The organism is Chitinophagaceae bacterium (genome assembly GCA_016717285.1).
In the GTDB taxonomy this organism is placed as follows: Bacteria; Bacteroidota; Bacteroidia; order Chitinophagales; family UBA10324; genus JACCZZ01.
Genome location: JADKFU010000005.1, coordinates 748003 through 773831, shown reverse-complemented (window position 1 = coordinate 773831; position 25829 = coordinate 748003). Strand labels below are relative to the sequence as shown.

Annotated in this window: 19 protein-coding genes, 1 tRNA gene and 2 pseudogenes; 15 read left to right on the top strand and 7 right to left on the bottom strand. The window is 39.7% G+C overall.

Annotated elements, in window-relative coordinates:
• Positions 1-126 precede the first annotated feature (126 nt).
• Together IPO83_13075 and IPO83_13070 are read right to left on the bottom strand one after the other, a co-directional pair.
• Positions 127-690, bottom strand: coding sequence for a glycosyl hydrolase 53 family protein (locus tag IPO83_13075; GenBank protein ID MBK9732193.1), 564 nt, complete (start codon positions 688-690; stop codon positions 127-129).
• Positions 654-1715 carry a glycosyl hydrolase 53 family protein gene (locus tag IPO83_13070; protein ID MBK9732192.1) on the bottom strand — a complete coding sequence of 354 codons (1062 nt, stop codon included), beginning with the start codon at positions 1713-1715 and terminating at the stop codon, positions 654-656. Before IPO83_13070 ends, IPO83_13075 begins: the two co-directional genes overlap by 37 nt.
• A 322-nt stretch (positions 1716-2037) precedes the next feature.
• On the opposite strand from IPO83_13070, the pseudogene galK reads away from it, so the two are divergent.
• The 12 genes and pseudogenes from galK (at position 2038) to IPO83_13010 (ending at position 16353) form a co-directional block, all read left to right on the top strand.
• Positions 2038-3219, top strand: a pseudogene (galK, locus tag IPO83_13065) (galactokinase).
• Positions 3220-3225: 6 nt separating this feature from the next.
• Entirely contained in the window at positions 3226-4287 is a 1062-nt protein-coding gene (locus IPO83_13060) for a UDP-glucose--hexose-1-phosphate uridylyltransferase (GenBank protein ID MBK9732191.1), read from the top strand.
• Between the two features lie 125 nt (positions 4288-4412).
• A pseudogene (locus tag IPO83_13055) lies at positions 4413-6064 on the top strand (sodium/sugar symporter).
• A gap of 247 nt (positions 6065-6311) precedes the next feature.
• The gene (locus tag IPO83_13050) at positions 6312-7862 is read left to right on the top strand and encodes an alpha-amylase (GenBank protein MBK9732190.1); all 1551 of its coding nucleotides are present in this window, start codon (positions 6312-6314) and stop codon (positions 7860-7862) included.
• Between the two features lie 36 nt (positions 7863-7898).
• Positions 7899-7973, top strand: a tRNA-Arg gene (locus tag IPO83_13045).
• Between the two features lie 434 nt (positions 7974-8407).
• A complete protein-coding gene (locus tag IPO83_13040; protein MBK9732189.1) occupies positions 8408-8932 on the top strand; it encodes a hypothetical protein in 525 nt (174 codons plus the stop codon).
• A gap of 271 nt (positions 8933-9203) precedes the next feature.
• A complete protein-coding gene (locus tag IPO83_13035) occupies positions 9204-9563 on the top strand; it encodes a type II toxin-antitoxin system RelE/ParE family toxin (GenBank protein ID MBK9732188.1) in 360 nt (119 codons plus the stop codon).
• On the top strand, positions 9532-9834 hold the full coding sequence (locus tag IPO83_13030) for a helix-turn-helix transcriptional regulator (protein MBK9732187.1): 303 nt from the start codon (positions 9532-9534) through the stop codon (positions 9832-9834). Before IPO83_13035 ends, IPO83_13030 begins: the two co-directional genes overlap by 32 nt.
• Positions 9835-9957: 123 nt before the next feature.
• Positions 9958-10683 carry a hypothetical protein gene (locus IPO83_13025; GenBank protein MBK9732186.1) on the top strand — a complete coding sequence of 242 codons (726 nt, stop codon included), beginning with the start codon at positions 9958-9960 and terminating at the stop codon, positions 10681-10683.
• A complete protein-coding gene (locus tag IPO83_13020) occupies positions 10680-11615 on the top strand; it encodes a nucleotidyl transferase AbiEii/AbiGii toxin family protein (protein ID MBK9732185.1) in 936 nt (311 codons plus the stop codon). Before IPO83_13025 ends, IPO83_13020 begins: the two co-directional genes overlap by 4 nt.
• A gap of 160 nt (positions 11616-11775) precedes the next feature.
• Positions 11776-14031, top strand: coding sequence for a DUF3578 domain-containing protein (locus tag IPO83_13015; protein ID MBK9732184.1), 2256 nt, complete (start codon positions 11776-11778; stop codon positions 14029-14031).
• A 93-nt stretch (positions 14032-14124) separates the two neighbouring features.
• The gene (locus tag IPO83_13010; protein ID MBK9732183.1) at positions 14125-16353 is read left to right on the top strand and encodes a DUF2357 domain-containing protein; all 2229 of its coding nucleotides are present in this window, start codon (positions 14125-14127) and stop codon (positions 16351-16353) included.
• A gap of 368 nt (positions 16354-16721) precedes the next feature.
• Here IPO83_13010 and IPO83_13005 read toward each other — a convergent pair whose 3' ends face one another.
• Positions 16722-17549: an MBL fold metallo-hydrolase gene (locus IPO83_13005; GenBank protein ID MBK9732182.1), complete on the bottom strand. Its 828-nt coding sequence runs from the start codon at positions 17547-17549 to the stop codon at positions 16722-16724.
• A gap of 435 nt (positions 17550-17984) precedes the next feature.
• Between IPO83_13005 and IPO83_13000 the strand changes: the two genes are divergently transcribed.
• Positions 17985-18719 (top strand): peptidase E, encoded by a 735-nt coding sequence (locus IPO83_13000; protein ID MBK9732181.1) that lies wholly within the window; start codon positions 17985-17987, stop codon positions 18717-18719.
• A gap of 139 nt (positions 18720-18858) precedes the next feature.
• On the opposite strand, the gene IPO83_12995 is transcribed toward IPO83_13000, so the two are convergent.
• A complete protein-coding gene (locus tag IPO83_12995; protein MBK9732180.1) occupies positions 18859-19482 on the bottom strand; it encodes a DUF4468 domain-containing protein in 624 nt (207 codons plus the stop codon).
• Positions 19483-19717: 235 nt separating this feature from the next.
• Here IPO83_12995 and gyrB point away from each other — a divergent pair, with 235 nt between their 5' ends.
• Complete coding sequence (gene gyrB / locus IPO83_12990; protein ID MBK9732179.1) at positions 19718-21691, top strand: DNA topoisomerase (ATP-hydrolyzing) subunit B; 1974 nt, start codon at positions 19718-19720, stop codon at positions 21689-21691.
• A 96-nt stretch (positions 21692-21787) separates the two neighbouring features.
• Entirely contained in the window at positions 21788-22234 is a 447-nt protein-coding gene (locus IPO83_12985; GenBank protein MBK9732178.1) for a hypothetical protein, read from the top strand.
• Positions 22235-22294: 60 nt separating this feature from the next.
• Here IPO83_12985 and IPO83_12980 read toward each other — a convergent pair whose 3' ends face one another.
• The 3 genes from IPO83_12980 to IPO83_12970 all read right to left on the bottom strand — a co-directional run bounded on the left by IPO83_12980 (position 22295) and on the right by IPO83_12970 (position 25683).
• Complete coding sequence (locus IPO83_12980) at positions 22295-23716, bottom strand: sugar transferase (GenBank protein MBK9732177.1); 1422 nt, start codon at positions 23714-23716, stop codon at positions 22295-22297.
• A gap of 6 nt (positions 23717-23722) precedes the next feature.
• Positions 23723-24580: a hypothetical protein gene (locus tag IPO83_12975; protein ID MBK9732176.1), complete on the bottom strand. Its 858-nt coding sequence runs from the start codon at positions 24578-24580 to the stop codon at positions 23723-23725.
• A 128-nt stretch (positions 24581-24708) separates the two neighbouring features.
• Complete coding sequence (locus IPO83_12970; GenBank protein MBK9732175.1) at positions 24709-25683, bottom strand: Gfo/Idh/MocA family oxidoreductase; 975 nt, start codon at positions 25681-25683, stop codon at positions 24709-24711.
• Between the last annotated feature and the right edge of the window lie 146 nt (positions 25684-25829).

Genomic DNA, 25829 nt, shown 5'->3' with positions numbered 1-25829 from the left:
ATAGCTCATCAATTCAAGCTGCATCCAGCCATTGGAAAGTTGAAATTTAAATACGGACTGGTCATTGATGTTGCCTATCTCCTGCTTCCTGATATGAAATAAAAACGGTTGGATACAGCGTTGGATTTAATTGTACCTGAAAGCATTAAGTGAAACGAGCGTATGACCATCGAAATCAAACAAGGTAGTATTCGACACCACATTGGGTGCGCCTAACTGCCATCCAACACCCGGAACTGCAATCATCACAGGATCCCAGTAAAGAGCACCAATTACTTTTCCATGCTCAGCAGTCTTGATACCGTTGAATAATTCTAACAAAAAATTCTTTTGACCTTCTGGAGAGGATGGATAAATATTCTGGTAAGGACCATTGTTTCCCAACTGTCCTCCGGAACCATCCGGCAATGTAGGATTCCAGTTGTAACCGGTTTCCATAATCAGAATTTCTTTTCCGAGCTTGGCACTTTCGTAATTCGCCCAAGCCTGCATTTGCGCAACAGTTCGTTCCGACCAGAATGGATAATAGGAAGCTCCCACAATATCATAGTTTCCTCCGGCTGCACTAAGTGAACTGAAAAACCAATCATATAATGAAGTGTTACCTGCATCATCTAAATGTATAATCACTTTTGAAGTTTGTGACACTGTTTTCACAGCATTATATCCCTCATTAAACAATGCAGCCATCTGACTGAAGTGATTGTAATCACCATCAGGAAATAAAAACCACCCGGCGTTTCATTTCCAAGTGAAACATATTCAGGAATGGTGCCCTGGTCTTTCATTTGATTCATGAAGCTGAAAGTGAAATCATATACTGCCGTCTTAAGATCTTCATAGCTCAGATTTATCCATTCATGTGGTTTATTCTGTGTAGTTCCGTTTGTCCAGTAATCGCTGTAATGAAAAGTCAATTCAATCTGAAGGCCTGCAGCTTTTGCGCGTAGCGCGAGGTGAAGTATGTCCTCAGGATTCTGAAATCCCGCGGGAAGGTATTTGGATGGCGTGTAGTTTATATTGCCTGGATCATTGTAAAGTCTTAAACGCGCGATGTTAAATCCGTTGTTTTTCAATATTTCAAAACAATCCTTTTCTACCCCATTTTCATAAAATTTTCCTCCTTTCGATTCAATATAACTCAACTCCGAAACATCTCCGCCCTTCAGAAAATTATAAGCCAGTCCGTCTTCTTTAAAAACAACAGCATCAATCAGGCACCAGTTATCTGCTTTTGCATCTGAATAAATACTTATCGTGCATTTACCATCTGTAACATGAATGCCGCGTACCATTACCAACGTCCATAAATCAGAAACGGGCAGACTCGTCATGCGTTCAACACCATCACCACCCTTTCCGCTCAGATAACATGCATTTTGCCCGCCGCCATTTTGAACGAAAGCCGTCAATTGATAATAGCCGTTTTTGAGACCGGTTAATTCCTGGTAAGTATTCACTTTATAAGCCGTAGATTTTTTATGGCTTAAAGAATAACTACCCTCATATCCACCGGAAACAACATGATCGGCATCAGCATCAGTGCCGGAAGTGAGCCAGCCTGATGCATTAGTCACTTCTTTTTGATCTGCTTCAAAACCGTTGTTTACAATCGAATCCTGAACAGTTGGTGTCACCACAACTTCTTCTTCGGGCTTTTTACAGGATACCATCACCATAAGTAGTACAGTTGCTATGTAAAATGTTCTTTTCATGATAAAAGTAAATCTACAAATTCCGATAGAACTTCGAAAGATTATTGAATTGATTGCCACGCAGACACAGACAGGCACGAATTATTTTGAGTGTCGTTCCGTGCTTCCGTGACAATAATACCTTTTCAACCTGACCACCCATCAGCAATTTCTAATCATCCTGACATTCATTCAACTCTAAAAACAAGGTTCAATTATCCCAAAGAAATTGGATGCAGATTGTAATAGTTTTCATTTATCTTGAACTCCAATTCCTTTAAGAAAGCATTCATCATCATTTTTTGAAAAAAGGAATTAAAGTTTTCTGTTGAAATTTTCCTTCATGTCCATCTTTCCAAAAGAATTAAAGGATTTTATTTTTGAAGATTCACTGGTTGTTTTTTCTCCTGGAAGAATCAACCTGATTGGAGAAATTTACCGATTACAACCAGGGATTTGTGTTGCCTGCTGCGATAGATAAAGGAATCTATTTTGTGATCACACCACGCAGCGATCAAACGATTCATTTGTACTCCGCAGATTTTCGCGAGAGATATGAAACAACAGTTGACACACTCGTACCTTCCGCAACATCGTCCTGGCCGAATTATATCCTTGGAGTCGTCGAACAATTCAAATTAGCTGGCATTTCAGTGAATGGTTTTGATGCTGCAGTTTCCGGCAATCTTCCCATTGGCGCCGGATTGTCCTCTTCTGCTGCCGTCGAATGTGCTGTCGCTATGTCACTGAATGAAACGACTCAATCCGCATTGGAAAAAATTGCTGCTGGTTCAAATGGCGCAGCGTGCGGAAAATTACTACGTAGGTGTTCAGTGCGGTATTATGGATCAGTTTGCGAGCATGTTCGGCAAGCCCGGACATGCGATAAAACTGGATTGCCGTTCATTGCAATTTGAATACGTTCCGTTGAGCATGAACGGACTGCGCATCTTATTACTTGATTCGAATGTGAAACATTCTCATGGTTCCCTCAGAATACAATGTACGACGAAAGCAATGTGAAACAGGAGTGGCGATGATTCAGCAGCATCATAAAACAATTGAAAGTTTACGCGATGCAAATATTGAAATGCTGGATCAATACATTTTACCTTTCGATGCCCTGATCTATAAACGCTGCAAATTTATTCTTGAAGAAAATGAAAGAGTGGTGACTGCAGGGGAAAATTTAAAAAACGGTGATCTGAAATCTTTCGGCGAAAAAATGTTTGCTTCCCATGCAGGTCTGCAATACCAGTACGAAGCAAGTTGCGCAGAAATGGATTTCCTGGTGGATAGTGTAAGAAATAAGGAGGCTGTTTTCGGGTCGAGAATGATGGGCGGAGGTTTTGGAGGCTGCACTATTAACCTGGTGAGGGAAGAAAAAGTGGACGAAATAATTCAATCGACTTCCATAGCTTATAAAAAATCTATGAATCGTGAACTGACTCCTTATGTTGCTAAAATTGAAGCCGGCACCACTGTCTTAAAACGGGCAACGGAATTAAAAAATATATCTGAGTAAGAGCGCATGAATAAGATGACCATCGACTTTACAAAGCATCCGCACAGGCGAAAAAATATTCTCACAGGCGAATGGTTGTTGATTTCTCCCCAGCGCACCAATCGTCCCTGGCAGGGGAAAGTGGAAGCAGCAGCCATCGAAAACAGAGCTTCCTATGATGCAACGTGCTATTTATGTCCGGGCAATAAAAGAGCAGGTGATCAAACAAATCCTGATTACAAGTCATGCTTCGCATTTACCAATGATTACTCCTCTTTGGTATTGGAAACACCGGAAGGAGATTTAAACATTGATGATTTGCTGATTGCAAAGAGTCAAAGCGGCATTTGCAGGGTTATTTGCTTTTCTCCGCGGCATGATCTTACGTTGCCGCATCTTGAAATTGACAATATTTTAGAACTGGTGAATCTATGGTGTGATGAATTCAATACCTTATCGCAAAACACGCAACTTAAATACATACTGATATTCGAAAATAAGGGTGAAATTATGGGTTGCAGCAATCCGCATCCGCACGGACAAATCTGGTGCTCCAGCGATGTGCCGGTGGAGCCGGATAAAGAAACCATTCATCAAAAAAAATACTTTGATGCAAAAGGAAAAAGCCTGCTTGGCGACTACCTGATGCTGGAATTAGAAAAGAAGGAACGGATCGTTACTGCCAATGATCACTTTGTTGCACTGGTGCCATTTTGGGCTGTATGGCCTTTTGAAATCATGATTGTTTCAAGAAGACAGGTTCAAACAATACTTCAGTTTACTGACAATGAAAAACATGCGCTTGCCGCCATTTTAAAAAATGTAACCACCCGATACGATAACATTTTCAAGACTTCTTTTCCCTACTCAGCAGGTATGCACCAGTCTCCTGTAAATGATGGCGAACATCCTGAGTGGCACTGGCACATGCATTTCCTGCCACCATTGCTGCGATCAGCTACCGTAAAAAAATTTATGGTGGGTTATGAAATGCTTGGCAATCCGCAACGCGATGTGACCGCGGAATGGGCTGCTGAGATTTTAAGGTCGCAATCTGAAATTCATTTCTCGGCTACTCAAACAAAATAATGATTGCATCGAAAAACAGTGCAATAAAAAATTGAAATAAAAAAGGTGTTTGCACATGTTACAAACGATTACATTTAGCAAATCAACACCATCCAATTCTTCTTACAGCTTAAAAAGAAAAACACATGAATCACGCCATGCAACCGATTGACTATGCAGTATTCTTTATTTATTTCGCCATTGTATCACTCTATGGATATTGGGTATATCAGAAAAAGAAAACACGCACAACGACTCAAAAGATTTCTTTCTCGCGGAAGGATCGCTGACATGGTGGGCCATCGGAGCTTCCTTAATTGCCTCCAATATTTCGGCCGAACAGTTTATTGGAATGGGCGGTTCCGGATTCGCGCTCGGTCTCGGTATTGCTTCTTATGAATGGATGGCCGCCATCACACTCATTATTGTAGCTGTTTTTTTCATGCCGCTCTACCTGAAAAATAAAATATATACCATGCCGCAGTTTCTCAGAGTAAGGTACGATGAACGCGTGGCCACCATCATGGCGGTTTTCTGGCTGATGATTTATGTTTTTGTGAATCTGACTTCGATCATCTATCTCGGCGCACTCACTATTCAACACATGCTCGATCTTCCTTTTATTGCCTGTGCTGCGGGATTATCGTTGTTTGCCATCTTCATTACACTGGGTGGCATGCGCGTGATTGGTTATACAGATGTGATCCAGGTTTTCTTTTTAATACTCGGCGGATTGATCACTACTTATTTGGCATTAGATCTTGTTTCTACAAGTCTTGGTTCAGGAGCAGGCGCGATGGAAGGATTAAGTTTATTATATCAGAAGGCACCCGATCATTTTCACATGATTTTCCCGAAAGGAAAGTATGAAGTGATTAACGGACAAGGCGGCTTACAGGATCCATGGGAACAATTACCCGGACTATCAGTACTGATTGGTGGTATGTGGATCGCTAATTTAAGTTACTGGGGCTGCAATCAATACATCACGCAACGCGCGCTCGGTGCCAGTTTACCAACAGCTCGTGCAGGGTTGCTATTTGCTTCATTCCTGAAATTGTTGATGCCGCTGATTGTTGTGGTTCCCGGAATTGCATGCTTTGTTTTATTCAAGAATAATGCTGATCAGAATATTATTGCAGGCATGACAGAAAATGGAATCGTGAAACCCGATAACTCTTATTCCACTTTGCTTGAATTGCTCCCGAATGGATTGAGAGGTGTTTCCTTAGCGGCCTTAACTGCGGCAATTGTGGCTTCTCTTGCCGGCAAAGCCAATAGCATCTCTACCATTTTTTCACTCGACATTTATAAACGCTACATTAATAAAGATGCGGAAGACAAAAAAGTGGTTTCTATCGGACGCTGGGCCATATTTGTTGCTTTTGCAATTGCGCTTATTATTTCTCCCGCATTAAAAAACCTGGGACAAGGATTCACTTATATCCAGGAATTCACCGGATTTATTTCACCGGGCATTCTTGCCATGTTCCTGATGGGATTTTTCTGGAAACGATCCAATTCAGCCGGTGCATTGGCAGCAACATTGTGCAGCATTCCGTTTTCCGCAGTTTTAAAATACACCATGCCGGGCCTTCCATTTATGAACAGGATGTCGGTTGTATTCCTTGCCTGCGTGGCACTGATCGTAGTGTTCGGCTTGTTGGATCCTGCTTCTAAAAACAATCCCAAGGCGCTTGAAATTGACAAATCAACCTTTAAGATTTCGATGCCATTTCTCATTGGACTGCTGATCGTTGTTGGAACAACTGCTGCGCTTTACATTGTTTTCTGGTGAGAAAATAAATTAGCCGGAAAAATGATATCAATGAAATGGAAGTTACAGTCTGTAACCTGTTTCATTGATATCAATTCAACATAACTTAGACCAACAGTTGTTAAACAGGTTTTTTAAAAATGCTTCCGGGTTTGAAATGATTGTTTTTGAAGCCGCATACGACGTCGATGTTGTTGGCTGTTTCTTCACCAATTTCAACGACCACGCTCAACTGATAAAATGATTCTAAAAAAAACTATTAATGATTGTGAAAAATATTTTGTTGGCATTTTTATTTATGTTTCCCAATATGGCTGCTGCGCAAATTGATCGACCCGGTGCTCAGGTAATTTCTGCCGAAGAAAAAGTGCAGCGTGATCTGAATCACCGTGTCTTCTATGAAATTTTTATCCGTTCATTTTATGATTCCAACAATGACGGAATTGGTGATCTGAATGGTATTACCGCAAAACTCGATTACCTGGCCAATCTTGGCATCACAGGGCTTTGGATCACTCCTTTTCATCCTTCACCATCTTATCATAAGTATGATGTGCTTGATTACTTAGCAGTGGATCCAACCTGTGGCACACTTGATGATTTCAGAAATCTATTATCAGAGGCACATAAAAGAAACATCATCGTGCTGATGGATCTTGTGGTAAATCACACCGCCTATGATCATCCATGGTTTCAGGCTGCATTGAAAAATGATCCTGTTTATAAAAATTATTATTGGTGGGAATCAAAATCAAATGCAAAAGATAAAAACTGGCACCAACCCCGCGGAACAGATGCAGGCTATACCGGAGAAAAATATTTTGGTTTCTTTTCACCTGCAATGCCTGACCTGAATTTTGATAATCCTGCTGTCCGTGAAGCGGTGATTGATATCGGAAAATGGTGGCTGAAAGAAACTGCTGTCGATGGATTCCGGCTGGATGCGGCCCAACACATTTATGAAGCAGAAGATACTGCAGCAAATAATAAGTGGTGGAAAGAATTTTCAGATGCTTTAAAAAAAGTTAAGCCCGATGTAATTACAATCGGCGAAGTCTGGAACAAAAAAGAATTGGTAGCTACCTACAACAATTCTTTAACAGGCGCTTTTAACTTCGAACTTTCCTGGGACATTTTAAAAATTTTGCAGGATGAAAAAAATGATCAGTTGATTGAAAAGCTGATTGCCACAAAAACGCTGTATGCAAGTCATACTCCTTTTTACAGCGATCCGGTTTTTTTGAGTAATCATGATGCCAACCGTATCATGAGTGACCTCAAAAACAACATCGAAAAAGCAAAGCTTGCTGCGGCTATTTATCTCACGCTGCCGGGTACACCCTTTATTTATTATGGTGAAGAGCTGGGCATGCGCGGCATGAAACCGGATGAATGGATTCGTGAACCATTTCTCTGGGATAAAAAACATCGGGATAATGGACAAACAAGCTGGGAAAAGCCCAAATACAGTACAGATAAAAATGTTGGATCACTTGCGAAGCAGCTAAAAAATTCCGGCTCTGTTTATCAAACGTATGCAACATTGATCGCAGCGCGAACAACCTATCATTCACTTTCATCGCAAGAAATAAAAGTTGTTGGAGGTGCACCTGCGACCGCCCTGGTTTATGAACGTGGAGGAACTGCAAACACTATCCTGGTGATTCATAATCTGAGCAGCCTTCCGTTGGAATATGTGATTCCGGAAGCCTATCTCAATTTTAAAAATGCAGTGTACATCTCGTCACCAAAAATTTCCCTTTCCAACACTGCTGTTACGTTGCCTGCCTATTCAAGCATACTGCTAAGTGTAAAATAAAATCCGCTAACTTCGCCGGCATCATTTGTAAAAAATGGCTCTTTAGTTCAACGGATAGAATGTGAGTTTCCGAAACTCAAGATACAGGTTCGATTCCTGTAGGAGCTACCATTAATTTTATATATAATGTGAATATCAGGCAGTTATCACCCACTCAAATAATGAGAGCACACACTGCAGGGGACAGAAAACCAAGTACCTCCCGGAATTGCCCCATAAATCCTATATCAACTTCTTTCCTGCTTTTTAATGTGAGGAATATAAATTTCACCATAGTGGAGCAGGCAGGCAAATCTGATATCAATACAATCACAAAGTTAATATCACGGAAAAGTCATTGTCATACCCAAAAGGATGATTTATGCAGGCGGTTGGAATATTTGCGTCATTCGCATATTTCAGCATCAAAATAACAAGTTGTTAATTTTCAATATATTAACAACAAAATAGAATAGTAAAAATAAACGTCAGTGTGAGGCAAACACAAACGTCATAGGCAATGCTACCGATCCGAATAGAGGACATTTTTCCCTTATCTTTGATCTATGAAAAAATCAAGACACAAACCTCTTGAATTTGTAATTGACAAGATCACAAACTCCATTGAAAACACCCTTACTGGTGAAGTGTTTGATACTGAAGTTGTGCGACTGACCGTTAAGGATGTAAACCAAATAAAGAAAGGTGATTGGCAGTTTCAATGGGCACTAGAAATTAAAGACAAGACCAAAGAAGTGTACAAGCTTACAACCACAAACAATCCCACCATTATCCAAGGTCTCATTAGCATTGAGGATAAGCAGGATCACATTTTTATGCATCTTATTGAAAGTGCAAAATTCAATAAGAATAAAAACAAGGTTTATTTAGGTGTTCCAGGGAATCTTGTTGCTTATGCTTGCAAGATTTCCGTTGAGAAAGGCTATGAAGGTTTTCTTGCATTCGATGCAAAGACGACATTGATCCAACGCTATCAGGAATCACTTTACGCAACACATTTTCGTGGACTACGAATGTTTATTGAAACAAGGGCTGCACAAAGATTAATTTCTCAATACTTTAAATCGTAAACAAAATGGGGCTAATCAGGGAACCAAAGGATGTTGACTTCACTGTTCAATCAAAACCTTGGACAGAAGCTGAACTTCGTGACTTCAGAAAGTTGATGACTAAACTGAAAGCGAAAAATGCTGCAAGGAAACTTCGTCAGAAGACGGTAAGAAAAAAAGCTACTATATAACATAACCGATGCTTCCTTGAGGATTCAAACTAAAAGCTTTTTCCTGAGATCTATAAAAAATATGTTGTACAATCGGACAACTTAATTTATCTTTGCGGCAATTGAATGATGAAAAAGTAAGAACCGTAACATTATTTAGAAATTACTTTACTGACTTCTATGAAAAACAGAAGCAAAAGGTAAAGAATAAAATACTCTGGACTTTTCGTCTCATTCAAACTCAAAAACATGTGCCAGACGATTACTTAAAACACATGGAGGGTACCAATGGCCTTTACGAAATCAGAGTTCAACAGGGAATCGACATTTTCCGAATTTTCTGTTTTTTTGACGAAGGCAAACTAATAGTTCTGGCCAATGGTTTCCAGAAAAAAACACAGAAGACACCAAGCTCCGAAATCGAAAAAGCGTTAAAAATTAAAAAGGAATATGAAACAGAAAAGCAACTTAAAAACTCTTGACCAGTTCATTGACGAACAATATGGCAAAAAAGGCACTTCAAAACGTAACAAGTTTGAGAAAAGGTATGTAGCTTTTAAGCTTGGTTTCCTTATTCAACAGGCTCGACTTAAAAAAGGAATGACACAGGAAGAACTTGCTGAAAAGTGTGGAACCAACAAAGGTTACATTTCTAAAATCGAAAACAACATTAAGGAAGTTAGAATTTCTACTCTGCAAAAAATTGTTGAACTAGGATTGGGTGGACATCTGGAACTTTCAATCAGGCTTTGACTTCTGTACCGAAGAAATCAAAATCTCTTATAATCGAGTAGGCGGCAGAAGAACCGCAGGATGAAGCATGTTGTCCAGTTTATTTAGTAATAAACTGGACAAATATCTTATCTTTGGCACCGAATGAAAACCGCAGAATACATAGCAGAAACCATCAATCGCCTGCCTAAGGGCTATGTGTTCACCTATGCTGACCTTATTAAAGAGGTGAATAAGAAGGAAGCCATCATCAAAGCCCTTAACCGTATGGCTGTATCAGGCAAAATAGTGAAGCTGTCAAAAGGGAAATTCTATAAACCTGAAAATTCCTCATTTGGTAAGCTGCCACCCAACCAAAACCAAATGGTGAAAGACCTTTTGGAAAGCGATGGCAAACTGATTGGCTACCTTACGGGCTACAGCATTTACAACCAGCTGGGCTTAACTACACAAGTAAGCAGCACAATTCAGATTGGCAAAAACGAAATGCGACCATCATTGAAACGGGAACGCTACACCATTTCATTCATCCGACAAAAAAACACCATCACGAAAGACAATATTCCGTTGCTGCAAATTTTAGATGCAATCCGCTACAACAAAAAAATTCCTGACAGCAATCCTTCATCAACTTGCAAACGATTTTTGGCAATCATAAAAGAGTTGACAGAAAAAGACAAAAGCACATTGGTCCGGCTGGCATTAAAATATCCGCCTGCAACCAGAGCATTGCTGGGAGCATTACTTGAAACATCAGGAAATAAATCGTTAACCGAACCGCTTTACAAATCGCTGAATCATTTCAGCACTTACAAATTATCGGGAGTAAATAAAGTTTTACCTGCTGCCGGAAAATGGAATATAGTATGAACCTGCACAACGACGTAAAATTATTTGGCGAAACTATTCGTGCTGCTTCACATCAGACAGGCATTAATGATGAGTTTGTGGAAAAAGATTACTGGATAACATTGGTATTGCAACAGCTTTCAAAAAGTAAATATGCAGAACAAACAGTTTTTAAAGGTGGCACTTCTTTGTCTAAAGGTTACGGATTAATCAACCGCTTTTCGGAAGATGTGGACATTGCTATCATTAACGACAACAACAAATCAGGCAATGAAATAAAAACCATTATTAGAACAGTAGAAAAAGAAATGACACAGCAAATGAAAGAGTTGCAGGTGGAAGGTGTTACCAGCAAAGGTTCACGGTTTCGTAAATCAGTATTTGAATACGAAAGCGAAAACAAAAGCAACAAACTGATTGTGGAAGTAAATTCATTTGCCAATCCGTTTCCGTTTCAGAAGATGCTTATCAGAAGTTTTGTGTTTGATTTTTTTACCGCAACAGGAAATGAAAAATTCATTGAGCAATTCAACTTGCAGCCATTTGAAATAAATGTGCTGAGCAAAGAGCAAACACTGATGGAGAAACTGATTTCGCTGATTCGTTTTTCATTTTCTGAAAATACAGTAGAAAGCATCTCACAAAAAATCAGACACTTTTACGATTTGTATTTTCTGATGAATGATAAAGAATGTGGTGCATTTGTTCAGTCAGCTAAATTTAAAAAACAGTTTAACGAAATACTGAAACACGACAGAGAAATGTTTGATGAACCCGAAGGCTGGCAGAAAAAATCAATCGTAGAATCACCATTAATAAACAACTTTGAAAACATCTGGAAACAAGTGAAAGGAAAATATCAAAGTGAACTTTCGGCATTGGCTTATACACCAATTCCTGATGAAGGCCTGATTGCAAAACAGTTTCAAATACTAATTGACATATTGAAATAATATCAGAACTGCAATGGCAGATGTTCACAATAGGCAGACGAGAAGTTACAACATGAGCCGGATCAAAGATGTGGACATGAAAAAGGTAATTATTTTCAAATTCTGGAAACCTGTTCTATATTGTGAAAAGAAAGAAATAGTATAGTTAGAAAATATTCAAATGGCAATTCCGAAAAACATTACCGAAGAAAATTTGTTAGACGCAATTAGTAAAATTGACCTTGAAGGTATTCCCAATGAGGCTGATTCGCAATATTACGATGTCGTTTATAATGGTAAAAAATATCCGCCCAAACTCGTTGTTGCGTACGCGAACATTTTTGCAAATGGGAAAGAACTTAATAGGAATTCTTTTTCAGGAGGAATGGAAACACAGTGTTTTAAACTACTTAGAAGGTATGGGTTTATTATTCAAAAAAAATCAGTTTCTTATTATGTTTTAGGTGCTTCATGGCAAGGTAAAGAAGAAAACCCTGATCAATCAGAGAGATTCATGATAAATGGAATTTGGGAAAATGGCTATGCGGATCAATTTTTAGATGTTGTCAATGGAGTAAATGTGGGGGATAGAGTTGCAATTAAATCTTCTTACGCAACCAGGGATCGTAAAAGTATGTTACGAATTAAAGCAACTGGAACTGTATACAAAAATATTGGTGATGGGAGAAACCTTAAAATCAAATGGGATAAAAAGTTTGAACCATTCGATTTAGAGGGATATGGCGGTTATAGAAATACAATTCAAAAAGTTGCCGAGGAAGATATAGCTGAGATTTTTAAATCCCAAAATTTTATGGGCTATTATAGTGAATTAGTAAAATTCTTAAGACTAGCAAATGAACAAACTACTGGACAAGGAACAAAGGAAGTTAAGGCGTTCAATAAAAATCGAATCAAAGAATATGAAAGCTTAAAGGTGAAGGTATCATTTGGACAAGGCCGGGCAACGGCAATTTCGTGGATAGCTTTTCTAAATGATGTTGATAACGTTCAGCAGGGGATCTATCCAGTTTATCTTTATTATAAAGAGAAAAAGCGCTTGATTCTAGCTTATGGTGTAAGTGAAACACATGCATCAAATAGAAGATGGAATATTTCAAATGAAAAAAGTATTGAAGATTATTTTAAAGACAACAATTTAGGAAAACCTGAAAAATATGCTAATTCCTTTGTTTTCAGAAGTTATGATCTGAATAAAGAAATTCTTGAGAAAGAAATAAATACTGATTTGGACAAACTGATTTCGATTTACAAAGCAACTTCAAGTAATTCAAAACCTGATTTAGAATCAGCTAGAAAATTTCAACATTCAGATTTATCTAAAGCTATTATTAAGGCGGGATTGTTTTTTGCCGAGCGAACACTTTTACGGTTGACAGCTTCTCTGCTTACCAAGCCGTTCGTAGTACTCACTGGGCTTTCGGGTTCTGGCAAAACTAAACTTGCTCAGGCATTTGCTATGTGGATTTGCGAAGACAATAAACAGTATTGTATTGTGCCAGTAGGAGCCGACTGGACAAACAGAGAGCCCCTTCTCGGTTTTCCGAATGCGCTTGAGCCGAAAAAATATGTAAAGCCAGACAACAAAGTATTAGACCTAATAATTGAGGCAAATAAAAATGTGAGCAAACCTTATTTTCTCATTCTTGATGAAATGAATCTGAGCCATGTAGAAAGATACTTTGCCGATTTCCTGAGCGTGATGGAATCAAAAAATAAAATTGCCTTGCATTCGGGAGATAGTGAGTGGAATGATGTTCCGGCACAAATTGGTTTTCCAAAAAACCTCTTCATAATTGGTACCGTCAACATTGATGAAACCACCTACATGTTCAGCCCGAAAGTTCTGGACAGAGCCAGTGTGATTGAGTTCAGAGTAACAGCAGCAGAGATGGAAATTTATTTACAAAGCAGTACAGAGATCAATCTGGATAATTTGAAAGGTGAAGGAAAAAATATGGCAGAAAGTTTTGTTGAGTTTGCAAAGAATACGAGCCTTGAAGCAGCAGACGAAGAAAGGTTGAATAAAACACTGATGCGTTTCTTTGCTGAGTTAAAGAAAACCGGAGCAGAGTTTGGTTACCGCAGTGCTTCTGAAATTATTCGCTTTGCAGCAGTGGCAAATAGATTAGATGCAGATTGGAAACAGGATGAAATAACTGATGCAGCCATTATGCAAAAGTTGTTGCCGAAAGTTCACGGCTCCAGAAAAAGACTGACTCCTGTGCTTGAAGTTTTAGGAAGCTTGTGCATGACTGAAAAACCAAAGGATGGAGAAAAGATGGAACATTTTCTTAACCCACCGGATGAAAAAGATTTTTCTTCCAGAATAAAATACCCATTGTCGTTTGAGAAAATTGCAAGAATGTACAGAGCACTTCTTCACAATGGATTTACAAGTTATGCAGAAGCCTGACAATAAATGATAAAGGAAATTTTAGATATAAATGTACAGCTGATAAACGGAGGAATTATTTCTCTTAAAATCAGAAGTAAAACTCCGCAGTCAATGTTTTTGATGGAAGGAACAGAGCTGGAGGAAAGTGAAGCTCCGTATCAGATAGTTGAGGGAAAATTCTATGACTATAAAATTGATAATGGTTATTTCTTAAAAGATTCTTTCGGAATTGTTTCGGGAAATGACTTTGATAAATCTGTTGGCAGGATTGCACCAAACATTTATGTTGGCACTCTTACGCTTGATGTGTGCCACACAAAGACAGCAGACAAATTAGGTTCTGTGAAACTGGAAGTGCAGTCGGTTAAAACTGAATACAGAAGGGATTATCGGAAAATGCTTTCGGATATAACAGATGAGTGCATTGAACTTGTTTTTCAACATAGCTCCCCAATAACGCAGGTTGTAGAAACAGATTATGAAAATGATAATAAGACATGGCATCAGCGTTTCGCATTTATTAAATCGGTAATTGACACAGAAGAATTTAATGAAGCTGTGAATAAAATAATTTCAGCACCTGTTACAAAGTGGAAGGCAACAGAAACCTATAAAGACATAAGAAGTGTAAGGCGATTTAATAACAAAGCACTTTATCAGATTGCCAGTGCTCCAAATAGAATTGTTTTACCCGATGGTCATCCTTTGAAGTCAGATAAAATCAAATCAATACCGGCAAAAATCAGAGTTGCCGATAAAACAGAAACAACCGATACTCCTGAAAACCGTTTTGTAAAACATGCATTGCAAACATTCTTATTTTTTGTCAGTGATTTCAAATCAAAATTAAAATCGGAGAATAAAATAAAACTTGAAGCTGAAAAAATTGAGAGCAGATTGGAACAGTTTCTTAGTCATTCGGTGTTCAAAGAAATTTCAAACCCGACATCAATAATTTTAAGCAGTCCGGTACTTCAAAGAAAGGAAGGTTATAGGGAAATATTGCGTGTGTGGGTCATGTATAATCTTGCGGCACAACTTGCATGGAAAGGAGGAGAGGATGTTTATGATATTGAAAAAAGAAATGTTGCTGCTCTTTATGAATACTGGCTTTTCTTTCAGCTACTGAAAATTGTATCAAAGGTTTTTGGAATCAAACCAGGTAAGGATTTAATTGTTGATACAAATGATAAACTTGGTTTACAATTAAAGCAGGGGGAACATTTTCCGGTAAGTGGTGTTTGTGAAAAATACAATCGTAAACTTAAGATTCAGTTTAGTTATAACAGAACATTTGCAGGCAGTTCAGAAGAATACAGTTACCCTGAATCGGGAAGCTGGACAAGAAGAATGCGACCGGATTATACTTTATCAATATGGCCGGCTGGCATAAATGAAACAGAAGCAGAGAAACAAGAACTTATTACCCACATTCATTTTGATGCGAAATATAAAATTGAAAAAATAATTGAAACTCTTGGTGACGAAGAAGACCTTGATAAAGAAAAAGAGGAACAAAGTAAAGGAACATACAAACGGGCTGACCTTCTGAAAATGCACTCTTACAAAGATGCGATCAGAAGAACAGGCGGTGCATATATTTTATATCCGGGAAAAGAACAAACAAAATTCAGCCGGATGGGATTCAGAGAATTAATTCCCGGACTAGGAGCTTTTCAAATCCGTCCATCTGAAAATGGAGATACGGGTTCTAAAGAGCTTGAGAAGTTTTTTGAAGATGTTGTTTTTCATTTTGTAAACAGAACATCACAAAGAGAAAAAACTGCATACAGGATTTTTGATATTCACAAGTCTCCACCAAATGCGGATAACGAAGTAAGAGAAGCTTTACCAGAAACTTACGGTATTAACAGAAATTTATTGCCGGATGAAACTTTTGTGTTGGTAGGATTTTCAACCAAACCTGCAAAATTCAAATGGTATGAAGCAAACGGAAAGTATGTATTCAGAATGAATGAAGATAAAGGTTCGTTAGAATTAAATACAGAAGTTGTAAATGCTAAATATCTTCTGCTAAGAAAAAGTGGAGCAGAAAAAGCATCCGACATATTTGAAATAAAAAGTAAATGCCCGAAAGTTTTTTCTGTTTCTCAATTAGCTAAACTTAACTATCCACTTTCTCAAAACCCGAAAGAATATTATCTGGTTATTGAAATAGAAAAAGTAACTGATAAAGAATTTGAAAATGTAAGCTGGAAATTTAAGGAGCTCAAGAAATATAAATCCATAATGGAAGCAGGCGGAAGTCCACGGACAAAATCAGGATTGCCGTTTACAGTTTCGTTGACAGAATTAATGAATGCACTTGCAAAAGAATGATGAAACGAAAAAGCCACCCATACAAAAAAAACTCTTAAAAAACGCACAAGCCAACGCTGCAAGCAATTCTTTTAAGACAGTATTTTTTTCTCCACCCCAAAAATCTACCCCCTTTTTTTACAAATCTATTTTTATCAACGCACGGGTTAACTCCAACCACGACAAGTTGTGGTTCTAATGTAAATCTCTTCGGACAAAGTGTGAGTAAACTTGACGCGACAATACTTCGGACGGACAGAAGAGCTACAGATACTGGTAGCTACATATCGCAAGTGGTGTTTGCTATATAGCCCCGGTTGAGCTACACTTTCCGGCTTGCAATATAAAACCAGAACAAATCCGGCCACTTATTTAAAGATTTTCCCCACTCAATTCCTCAACGAAGCATTGCTCCTGATAAAACTGATGGTCTGGTCAAAACCTGCTTTATTCACCGGAGCGCTGCGATAGTCTTTGTATTTTTTTCGCATGTTGTCGGCGAGGTCCACATCTTCTGAGGCTGTTTTCATATCTTCAAAATACTGGCGGAAATAAGTGATCAGGTCTTCGTTGCCCATTTCACCATGACCCGGAACAACAGTAGTAACATCATACATCTTCAGCATATGATCCATAGCAGTTATATAATCATCCACATTGGCACCAACACTTTCTTCGAGATAAGGATGGTAACCGTTTAATACGACATCACCGGTAAATAATGTTTTCCTGTTTCTCAGGTAAACAATCACATCATCAAAAGTATGTGCCTGGCCTATATTTTCAATGGTCACAATTTCTCCTCCCACATCTAACTGCATCGTATCTACCAGCCAGTGATTGGGCATGTCCTCACGTGCGTTGTTCTGCAACCAAAACTGGTTTCCATAGTCACCGGAAACAATCTCTGCGTTCTCATAATAATGATTGCCACCTGTGTGATCTTTATGAATATGTGTATTCACCACTACAATCCGCTTGCCTTTCGCACGGTCCATCACCCAACGGTTAAAGCGCTCGGCACCTTGCTTCATTTTGGTATCAATCACCACAATCACAGAGTCTCCAATCAGCACGCCGCTGTTTCCACCTTCGCCAGGCAAAACATAGAAATCCGGATCCACTTTTATCACATCAAGTCCATAATTGGAACATCCTGATAAGGCGAAAAAAAGGAACAACACTGTCACAATGCTTCCTGAACGTATTAAATCCATCACACAAATGATTTTCCGCAAAGGTATCCAAACACGAACAAATTATTTCATACCCACCATGCCTTACAAAATGGGTGATTGCAGAGACCCAGTTGGCGTCTTTGTTCAAGACGCAATGATTAGTGTCTGCGTTTGGGACGCAATGTTGGCGTGTATATACGGGACTCCATGTGGACGCTATATCCGGGACGCAATGCATTGCGTCTCAATGACGATCATTTTCAATATTTCAGATTCTCGGTTTCGTCGTTATCTTTGCCCATCTGAAAAAATTCTTCCCATGAAAAAACTCTGGTTCGCTGTTGGATGCATCCTTCTTTTTATTGTTGCTATGACCTTTGCATTTTGCTACCTCAATTACAATCATAGCTGATCATTTTGCGCTTTCCCTTCTTTTAAACGCACCGGCTTAAACACCGGTTTTAATTTTTTTGCATGACCCCAATTATAGTTGCCATTGGCGGCGGAAGTATGGCGGAAGGTGCCACTGCTTCCATCGACCGTGAGATTGTTCGCCTGGTGGGAAAGAAAAAACCTGCTGCCTTGTTTATTCCCACTGCGTCCGGCGATGATTCTGTCTATGTTGAAAATTTCCAAAAAATATATGGCAAAAAACTGGGCTGTAAAACACAATCCTTGTTGCTGCTGAAGCATCCGCCATCACCCGGCGATGTAAAAAAAATGATCAATGATGCTGATATTATTTATGTGGGCGGTGGAAATACTTTAATGATGATGCGCAGGTGGAGGTTTCTTGGAGTTGATAAATTATTGATGAAAGCCTGCAAAGACGGTAAAGTGATGGCGGGTACAAGCGCCGGCGCTATTTGCTGGTTTCAATATGGCCACAGTGATTCTGAATTCTATTATCATCCTGATAACTGGGAATGGATACGCGTGAAGTGTCTCGGAATTGCACCCTTCACTGCCTGTCCTCACTGCTTAAAGGAAGGCCGTCTTTCGCATTTTATAAAGATGATAAAGAAGCACGGTGGAACAGGAATCGCTTTAGATGATTGCACTGCAATGGAGATAACTGGTAGTCAATTCCGGATCCTGCGTTCAAAAGAAGGCGCCCAGGCATTCAGAATTGACCGAATAAACGGGCAGATGATTACAACGCCATTTGCTGTTTCAGATAAGTTTAAGGAATTGAGAATTGAGAATTAGGAATTAGGAATTGAGAATTATCGCGGATTACCCACATGCGGTTTAAAATGATCTGCATACGAAAAAATGACCAATGACTCATACCCAATGACAACCCTCTAACGACTTCCGACTTCCGACTCTTTACTCGCTCCTCCCCTCACCACTCATCCTTCTTCACCTTCACACTCGGCTCCTTCATCGATTCTTTAAGATTATTAATCAGCTCCAGGAAACTTTTATTTGCTTCATTCAGCGTATTGTAGTTATCCTCAATATTAGGATCACTTTCGTTGAATAACTTTTCAATCGGTTCGTAACTGGCGGCTTTCAGATTTACATCTTTGATCTCATAGCGGTATCTGCCATCTTTAAAGCCAATCACCAATGTGTATTTTACGATGGCAGACTGTGCTTTTACGCCGTTTTTCAGGATGCGGTAAGTAGCAAACTGTGGCTTCATCACCAGGGTCCCATTTACAGAGTCGGCAGTTTCCAGAAAGCCCGTTGGATTTTTGTAATAAGCCTTCATCCAGTTTTGCGAACGCTTGAACAGCTCCGTTTTATCAATTTCATCCATAGAAATTACTTCCATGTAATAGACCTGGTTATTTTCATCATTTCTGGGAAGATCCGGAGCAAGGGGCTTTTCCTTTTGCGCATGGACAGTTAATCCTGCCAGCAGCAGGCAAATGCACCAAAAATTCCGCTTTGAAGAAAGTATTCCGAAAGGGCTAAAGGTGGAAATAATCGTGTTTGGAAGTTTATTGCTTAGTAAGGTCATCTAATTAGAGAAAGTTAAAATGCAGTTAAAAAATGAAAGGCGAAAAATAGTTAAAAATGATGCCACGTTTCTATCACCGCTATGCGTTTTGTTTTCAGAAAAAAACCATTGGATTTTGAACAAATTTTTGTTCATAAAAACTTGCGGAAATCATTGGATTCCGTAAGGTTTCACCACATTAAAAATGTACCTTCGCGAAGTTATTTTTTCATAGTAATAATCCCCCTGAAAAGTGATCACAGAAGACGTAAAAGATGAGGTAAAATCCAGCCGGAAAAAGAGTGATTATACAGCCGATAATATCCAGGTACTGGAAGGCCTCGAAGCTGTACGCAAGCGTCCCGCCATGTATATTGGCGATATCAGTACCCGCGGACTCCATCATTTGGTGTATGAAGTAGTGGATAACTCGATTGATGAAGCACTGGCCGGTTACTGCAAAAACATTGATGTTTTTATTAATGAAGACAATTCCATCACTGTGGCCGATGATGGTCGTGGCATTCCTACGGAAATTATGAAAAAGGAAGGCCGGTCGGCACTGGAAGTGGTCATGACGGTGCTGCATGCTGGTGGCAAATTCAATAAAGACACTTATAAGGTTTCGGGTGGTTTGCATGGCGTGGGTGTTTCCTGCGTGAATGCGTTGTCGACCCATCTTACCGTTGTGGTAAACCGCGATGGAAAGTCTTATATGCAGGAATACGAGCGCGGAAAACCAATGTATGCTGTAAAACAAACCGGCAAAAGTGATCTCACGGGTACTGAGGTTACTTTTCTTCCTGATTCAACCATTTTCAAAACCACAGAATACAAATACGATACTATTGAAGCGCGGTTGAAAGAACTGAGTTTCCTGAATCGCGGAATTAAACTCTCCCTCACCGACCGTCGGGAAAAAGATGAGAACGGCAACCATCCGTCCGAAATATTTCTGTCAAAAGGAGGATTGAAAGAATTTGTACAATATCTCGATGGAACACGTGTACCGCTGATTCCTGAACCGATTGTAGTGGAAGGTTCGCGCGATCAGGTGATGGTGGAAATCGCTTTGCAATACAATACGGCTTACAACGAAAACGTGCACTCTTATGTGAACAATATCAACACACTGGAAGGTGGCACACACGTATCCGGTTTCAGAAGAGCAATTACACGGGTATTTAAAGCTTACGCTGAAAAGAATAATCTCTTTAGTAAGATTGATTTTGAAATTACCGGTGATGACTTCCGGGAAGGATTAACCGCAGTAATTTCTGTGAAGGTTCCGGAACCACAATTCGAAGGTCAAACAAAAACCAAACTCGGTAACTCAGAAGTTTTAGGAGTTGTAGACACAAGCGTGGGCGAAATGCTCACCAACTACCTCGAAGAACATCCGCGCGAAGCCAAAGTGATCATCAGCAAGGTGGTGCTCACAGCCACAGCACGTAATGCAGCACGCAAAGCCCGTGAGTTGGTGCAACGTAAGAATGGATTAACAGGATCCGGATTGCCGGGTAAACTGGCTGATTGCTCCGACAGCGATCCTGAAGCATGCGAATTATACCTGGTAGAGGGAGACTCGGCGGGCGGCACAGCAAAACAAGGACGCAACAGAAGATTTCAGGCCATTCTGCCATTGAGAGGAAAAATTCTCAATGTAGAAAAAGCCATGGAGCACAAGATTTACGACAATGAGGAAATCAAAAATATGTTCACGGCCATGGGTGTGAGCATTGGAACAGTGGGAGATGATAAAGCTTTAAACGTGGAAAAACTCCGCTATCACAAAATCATCATCATGACGGATGCTGATGTGGATGGAAGCCACATCACTACACTGATCCTCACTTTCTTTTTCAGATATATGAAAGTACTGGTCGAAACCGGTAAAATTTATATTGCCGCGCCGCCATTATACCTTGTAAAAAAAGGCAAAGAGCAGGTTTACTGCTGGGATGATGAAGACCGGAAAGAAGCCGTTACAAAATTAGGTGGCGGGAAAGATGATTCCGTCAATATTCAACGGTATAAAGGTCTGGGTGAAATGAACGCGGAACAATTGTGGGAGACCACCATGAATCCTGATACACGCACACTCTGGCAGGTTACTATTGAAAGCGCGGCCGAAGCAGATCACATTTTCTCTATGTTGATGGGTGATGAAGTTCCACCACGTCGCGATTTTATTGAGAAGCATGCGAAGTACGCCAAGCTGGATATATAAAAGATCAATACTAAAATAAGGTCTGAAGTACCAACAAAGATTTCACTGCGTTTACTTCAGACTTTTTTTGTTTCAAACCTCACAAACTACTATTCGATGAAAAAAATTTTGGTGCTTGCATTACTGGTAAGTTTTGTCTCTTACGTTTCAGGGCAGACTATCAATGCAAGCCTGGTTCCGCAGGTGGTGAAAACTAAAATGCAGGAAAAATATCCTGAAGCGAAAGGTGTTTACTGGAAACAATCAGATGCAGGATTTGTAGAATCGAACTTCACCAATGACGGCAGAAAGTGTAACGCTATTTTCTTAACTACCGGCGGATGGGTAAGTACTGATTGCGAGATTACTGTCGAAGAATTTCCGGTTATCGGTGCGACATATCTTGCTGATCCTAAAAATGCGGATAAGGTGACAAAGTATTATCAGTCTGATACCAAAGCCAAAGGCAAGCAATTTTCTGCTGATGTAAAAAAAGATGGCAAGTCATTGCAATATATTTTTGACGCGGATGGCAATCTGATTATGAAGGGGCCAAAAAATTAATTCAGCTATTCGATAATTGAAGAAATTATCCGAAGGTGATTACGCAAACCCTATTTGTACTTATTTCCCTCTTCCCTGCAAAATCGTTCTGAAGGTGTAAAGCAAAACCCTGAAGTCAAGCATCAGCGACATGTTCTCAATATACAACAAGTCGTATTTCATTCTTGAAATCATCTGGTTCAGATTTTCTGCATAACCAAATTTTACCATGCCCAATGACGTAATGCCAGGCTGTACCCGCAGCAAGTGTTTATAGTCAGATGTCTGTTGCAGCAACTGGTCAATATAATATCTACGCTCCGGCCGTGGACCCACAATGCTCATTTCTCCCTTCAGCACATTCAGGAATTGCGGCAGCTCATCAAGCCGCCATTTTCGCATCACCTTGCCCCAGGCTGTTATGCGCGTATCTTCATGCGATGAAAGCAAAGGACCATTGGTTTCCGCGTCAGTATACATGCTCCTGAATTTATAAATCTTAAAGGGCTTGTTATAAATGCCGATACGTTCCTGCGAATAAATGATGCTTCCCGGAGATGATAACTTCACTTTAATGGCAACAAACAGGTAAACAGGAATAAGCAATATCAGCATCATAACAGAAATTACAATGTCCACGATTCGTTTGATGATGCATTGCCATTGAGGCATTAGTTGCGGGTAGATTTCAATAAAAGAAGCTCCCAGCAAATGATTCATGCGTACCGATCCGGCAAGAATATCATACATGTCAGGAACAATTTTGATGATAACATTCTTATCGGCCAGCTGGTTAAGAATTTCCTTTAACTGATGATGTTCTGATGACTCAATCGCCACGATCACTTGTTTTACGGAATGTGTCCTGATCATTTCTTCAAGACTGCTCAATGCCCCGAGCTTCGGTAAAAAGGTACTCAAACCATTACCGTTACCATTGGTGTCAATAAAGCCAATGAAATGATAACCCTGCGATTTTGCTTTACCATTGATTTCATTGTACACTTCAATTGCCCTCTTATTACCTCCGATAAAAATCGTTGGAAAATAAACTATCCCTTTCAACATCTGTCGTTTGCCGGCATTTAATACAACAATCCTTCCCAATAGCGTAAGCACAAAATGAATGATGAAAAGGATAATTACGGAACTGTAATAATCACGGTAGCCCTGCACCTGATCGTCAATCAACACACTGAAAAAAAGAAGGATTACACCAGCAATGGTAACAAAAAAGGTCCGTGTCATTTCACCTACCCTGCTTTTGAGATAGATGCTCGTGTAGGTTCCGGTGAGGTAATAAATAGCGACCCAGCCGGCAGGAATGATGATCATTCCTTGTATGAACTTAGGATCATTTAAAAACTGAGGAAATTGAGCAACCGCGTAATGATCAATGCACAACTTTCTCACAATAAAGAAAAGAGCCCAGGAAAGCACGGCCATGATGTAGTCTGTAACCACATACCGAACAATGCCATTTTGTTTTGCCGGATCTTTCATGAAGCGCTAATAATTTACCAGTTTAACATTATCGATATAAATATGTGAGCTCTCCTGTAAGTTGTCAAAAACAGCCCTGATCTGCACCTGTATCGAACTTGCATCCAGGTCAAGCACATCTTTACCCATATTGAGGTAAATCTTATTCCAGGTGTCTTTTGCATTAATGTTCCATTTATACATTGAAGTATGGCCAATATTTGTGGTGGCATATAATCCAACCTCAAACTGCTGGTCACATTTGTAATTCAGCTCAACATAAACGGGGCTTCCTTTTTCAATAACATATGATGAAGTGGTTCTCCCTTCATAAACAGTATGATTGGGATCAAGATAAATGTCGCCTGAAAAATTACCTTCAAAAACATTTCCTGCCTCATTGGTACGCACCAACCCTGTGTCGCCGGATATTAATTCAAAAATATTTCCAGCTTCAAAATCCTCAATAAAAGAAAATTTAGTAGCTGTCCGGTAGGTAAAATGAGGAGTAATTTTATAAACCTGCTTCTCTTGCAGATCAATAGTTAATGTATCCGGAAAATAAAACGGATAAACGGCCCGGGTACTTGAAATACCATTATCCAGTATTCCGGCACTGATCAATAAGTAAGTGGGTCCATTATTCAGCAGCGGAAACAGCGTGGGAATTTCATACACACCCTGGGCTGTATTTTCCGCATCAATCCAGACGTCAGTAATCTTATGAGAAGCGGAACCCTGACCGGCCGCAACTGTGAGTGATACATCGTCAATCTGTAAATAAGCCGGAATTTCTTCCGGCGGATTGATCAATTCACACGATGGTAATATGGCTGATATAAGCCCGGTAAATAAAATATACCTGATAAGGGTAGAAATGTTCAAATCAAATAAGTTAAGGAAATGTAAATGTACAGGCACAACGACGTTAAGGATAAGTTAGTATTGAACGACGAAAAAAAAGTTAAGCACGATAAATAAGACTTAAAGGATATTAAAAAAGGGAGGGCTATTTAAGTGTTAGTGCGTTCTATTTTCTCTATAATCTGATAAGCAATATTCATGGCATTATAACCATCGAGCAGCGTTACAGGCGGCTCTTTATCAAACGCTATGGCATCATGGAAAAGCTCTAATTCCATTTTTATGGCATTGATAGGCTTTACCTCCGGCCGCTCAAAATTGATCACTTTGGTTTCATGCTCGCCGGTTTTCAATTCAATAGCAAAAGGATTTTCGCTATCGCGTTGGTCGGAGAGACGGATTATCTCCGCTTTCTTATCAAGAAAGTCTACACTGATGTAGCCATCTCTCTGAAACATGCGCATTTTACGCATTTGCTTTAAAGAAATCCTGCTCGCCGTAATGTTTGCCACACATCCATTGTCAAATTCAATTCTGGCATTTGCAATATCAGGAGAAGAAGAAATCACCGCCACACCGCTGGCACTGATGCGTTTAACCGTTGATTTAACCACACTTAAAATAATGTCAATGTCATGAATCATCAGATCCAGCACCACAGGCACATCAGTTCCCCGTGGATTAAACTGTGCCAGCCGGTGCGTTTCAATAAACATCGGATTCAGAAAATGAGACTTGATGGCCAGAAAGGCCGGATTAAATCTTTCAACATGTCCTACCTGCGCTTTTATTCTTGCCTCTTCAGCAAGATTGATGAGGTCATGCGCTTCCTGAAGCGTGTTGGCTAATGGTTTTTCTACAAAAATATGCCTTGAGCGTTTGATTGCTTTCACCGCACATTCATAATGCGAAAGCGTATTGGTCACAATGTCTACAGCATCTACACTTTCAATCAATTCATCAAGATCTGCAAATCGCTTCACCCCAAATTCACGTGCCGCCTGGGCTGCATTCTCGTCGTTGGGATCATAGATACCCACAAGTTCGAAATCCCCGATCTCACGAATGAGTTTAAGGTGGATTTTCCCTAAATGTCCTGTGCCAAGCACACCAATCTTTATCATGAGTTAAACAGGATTCTTAAAATTGCGGCAAAAATAGGTAAATGAAATGATGGATGGATGAGTTGATGCGCCAATGCATATATACGCAAAGACTTAATGGCTTAATGACTCTATGACTAATGACGCAATAACTATTGACTATTGAC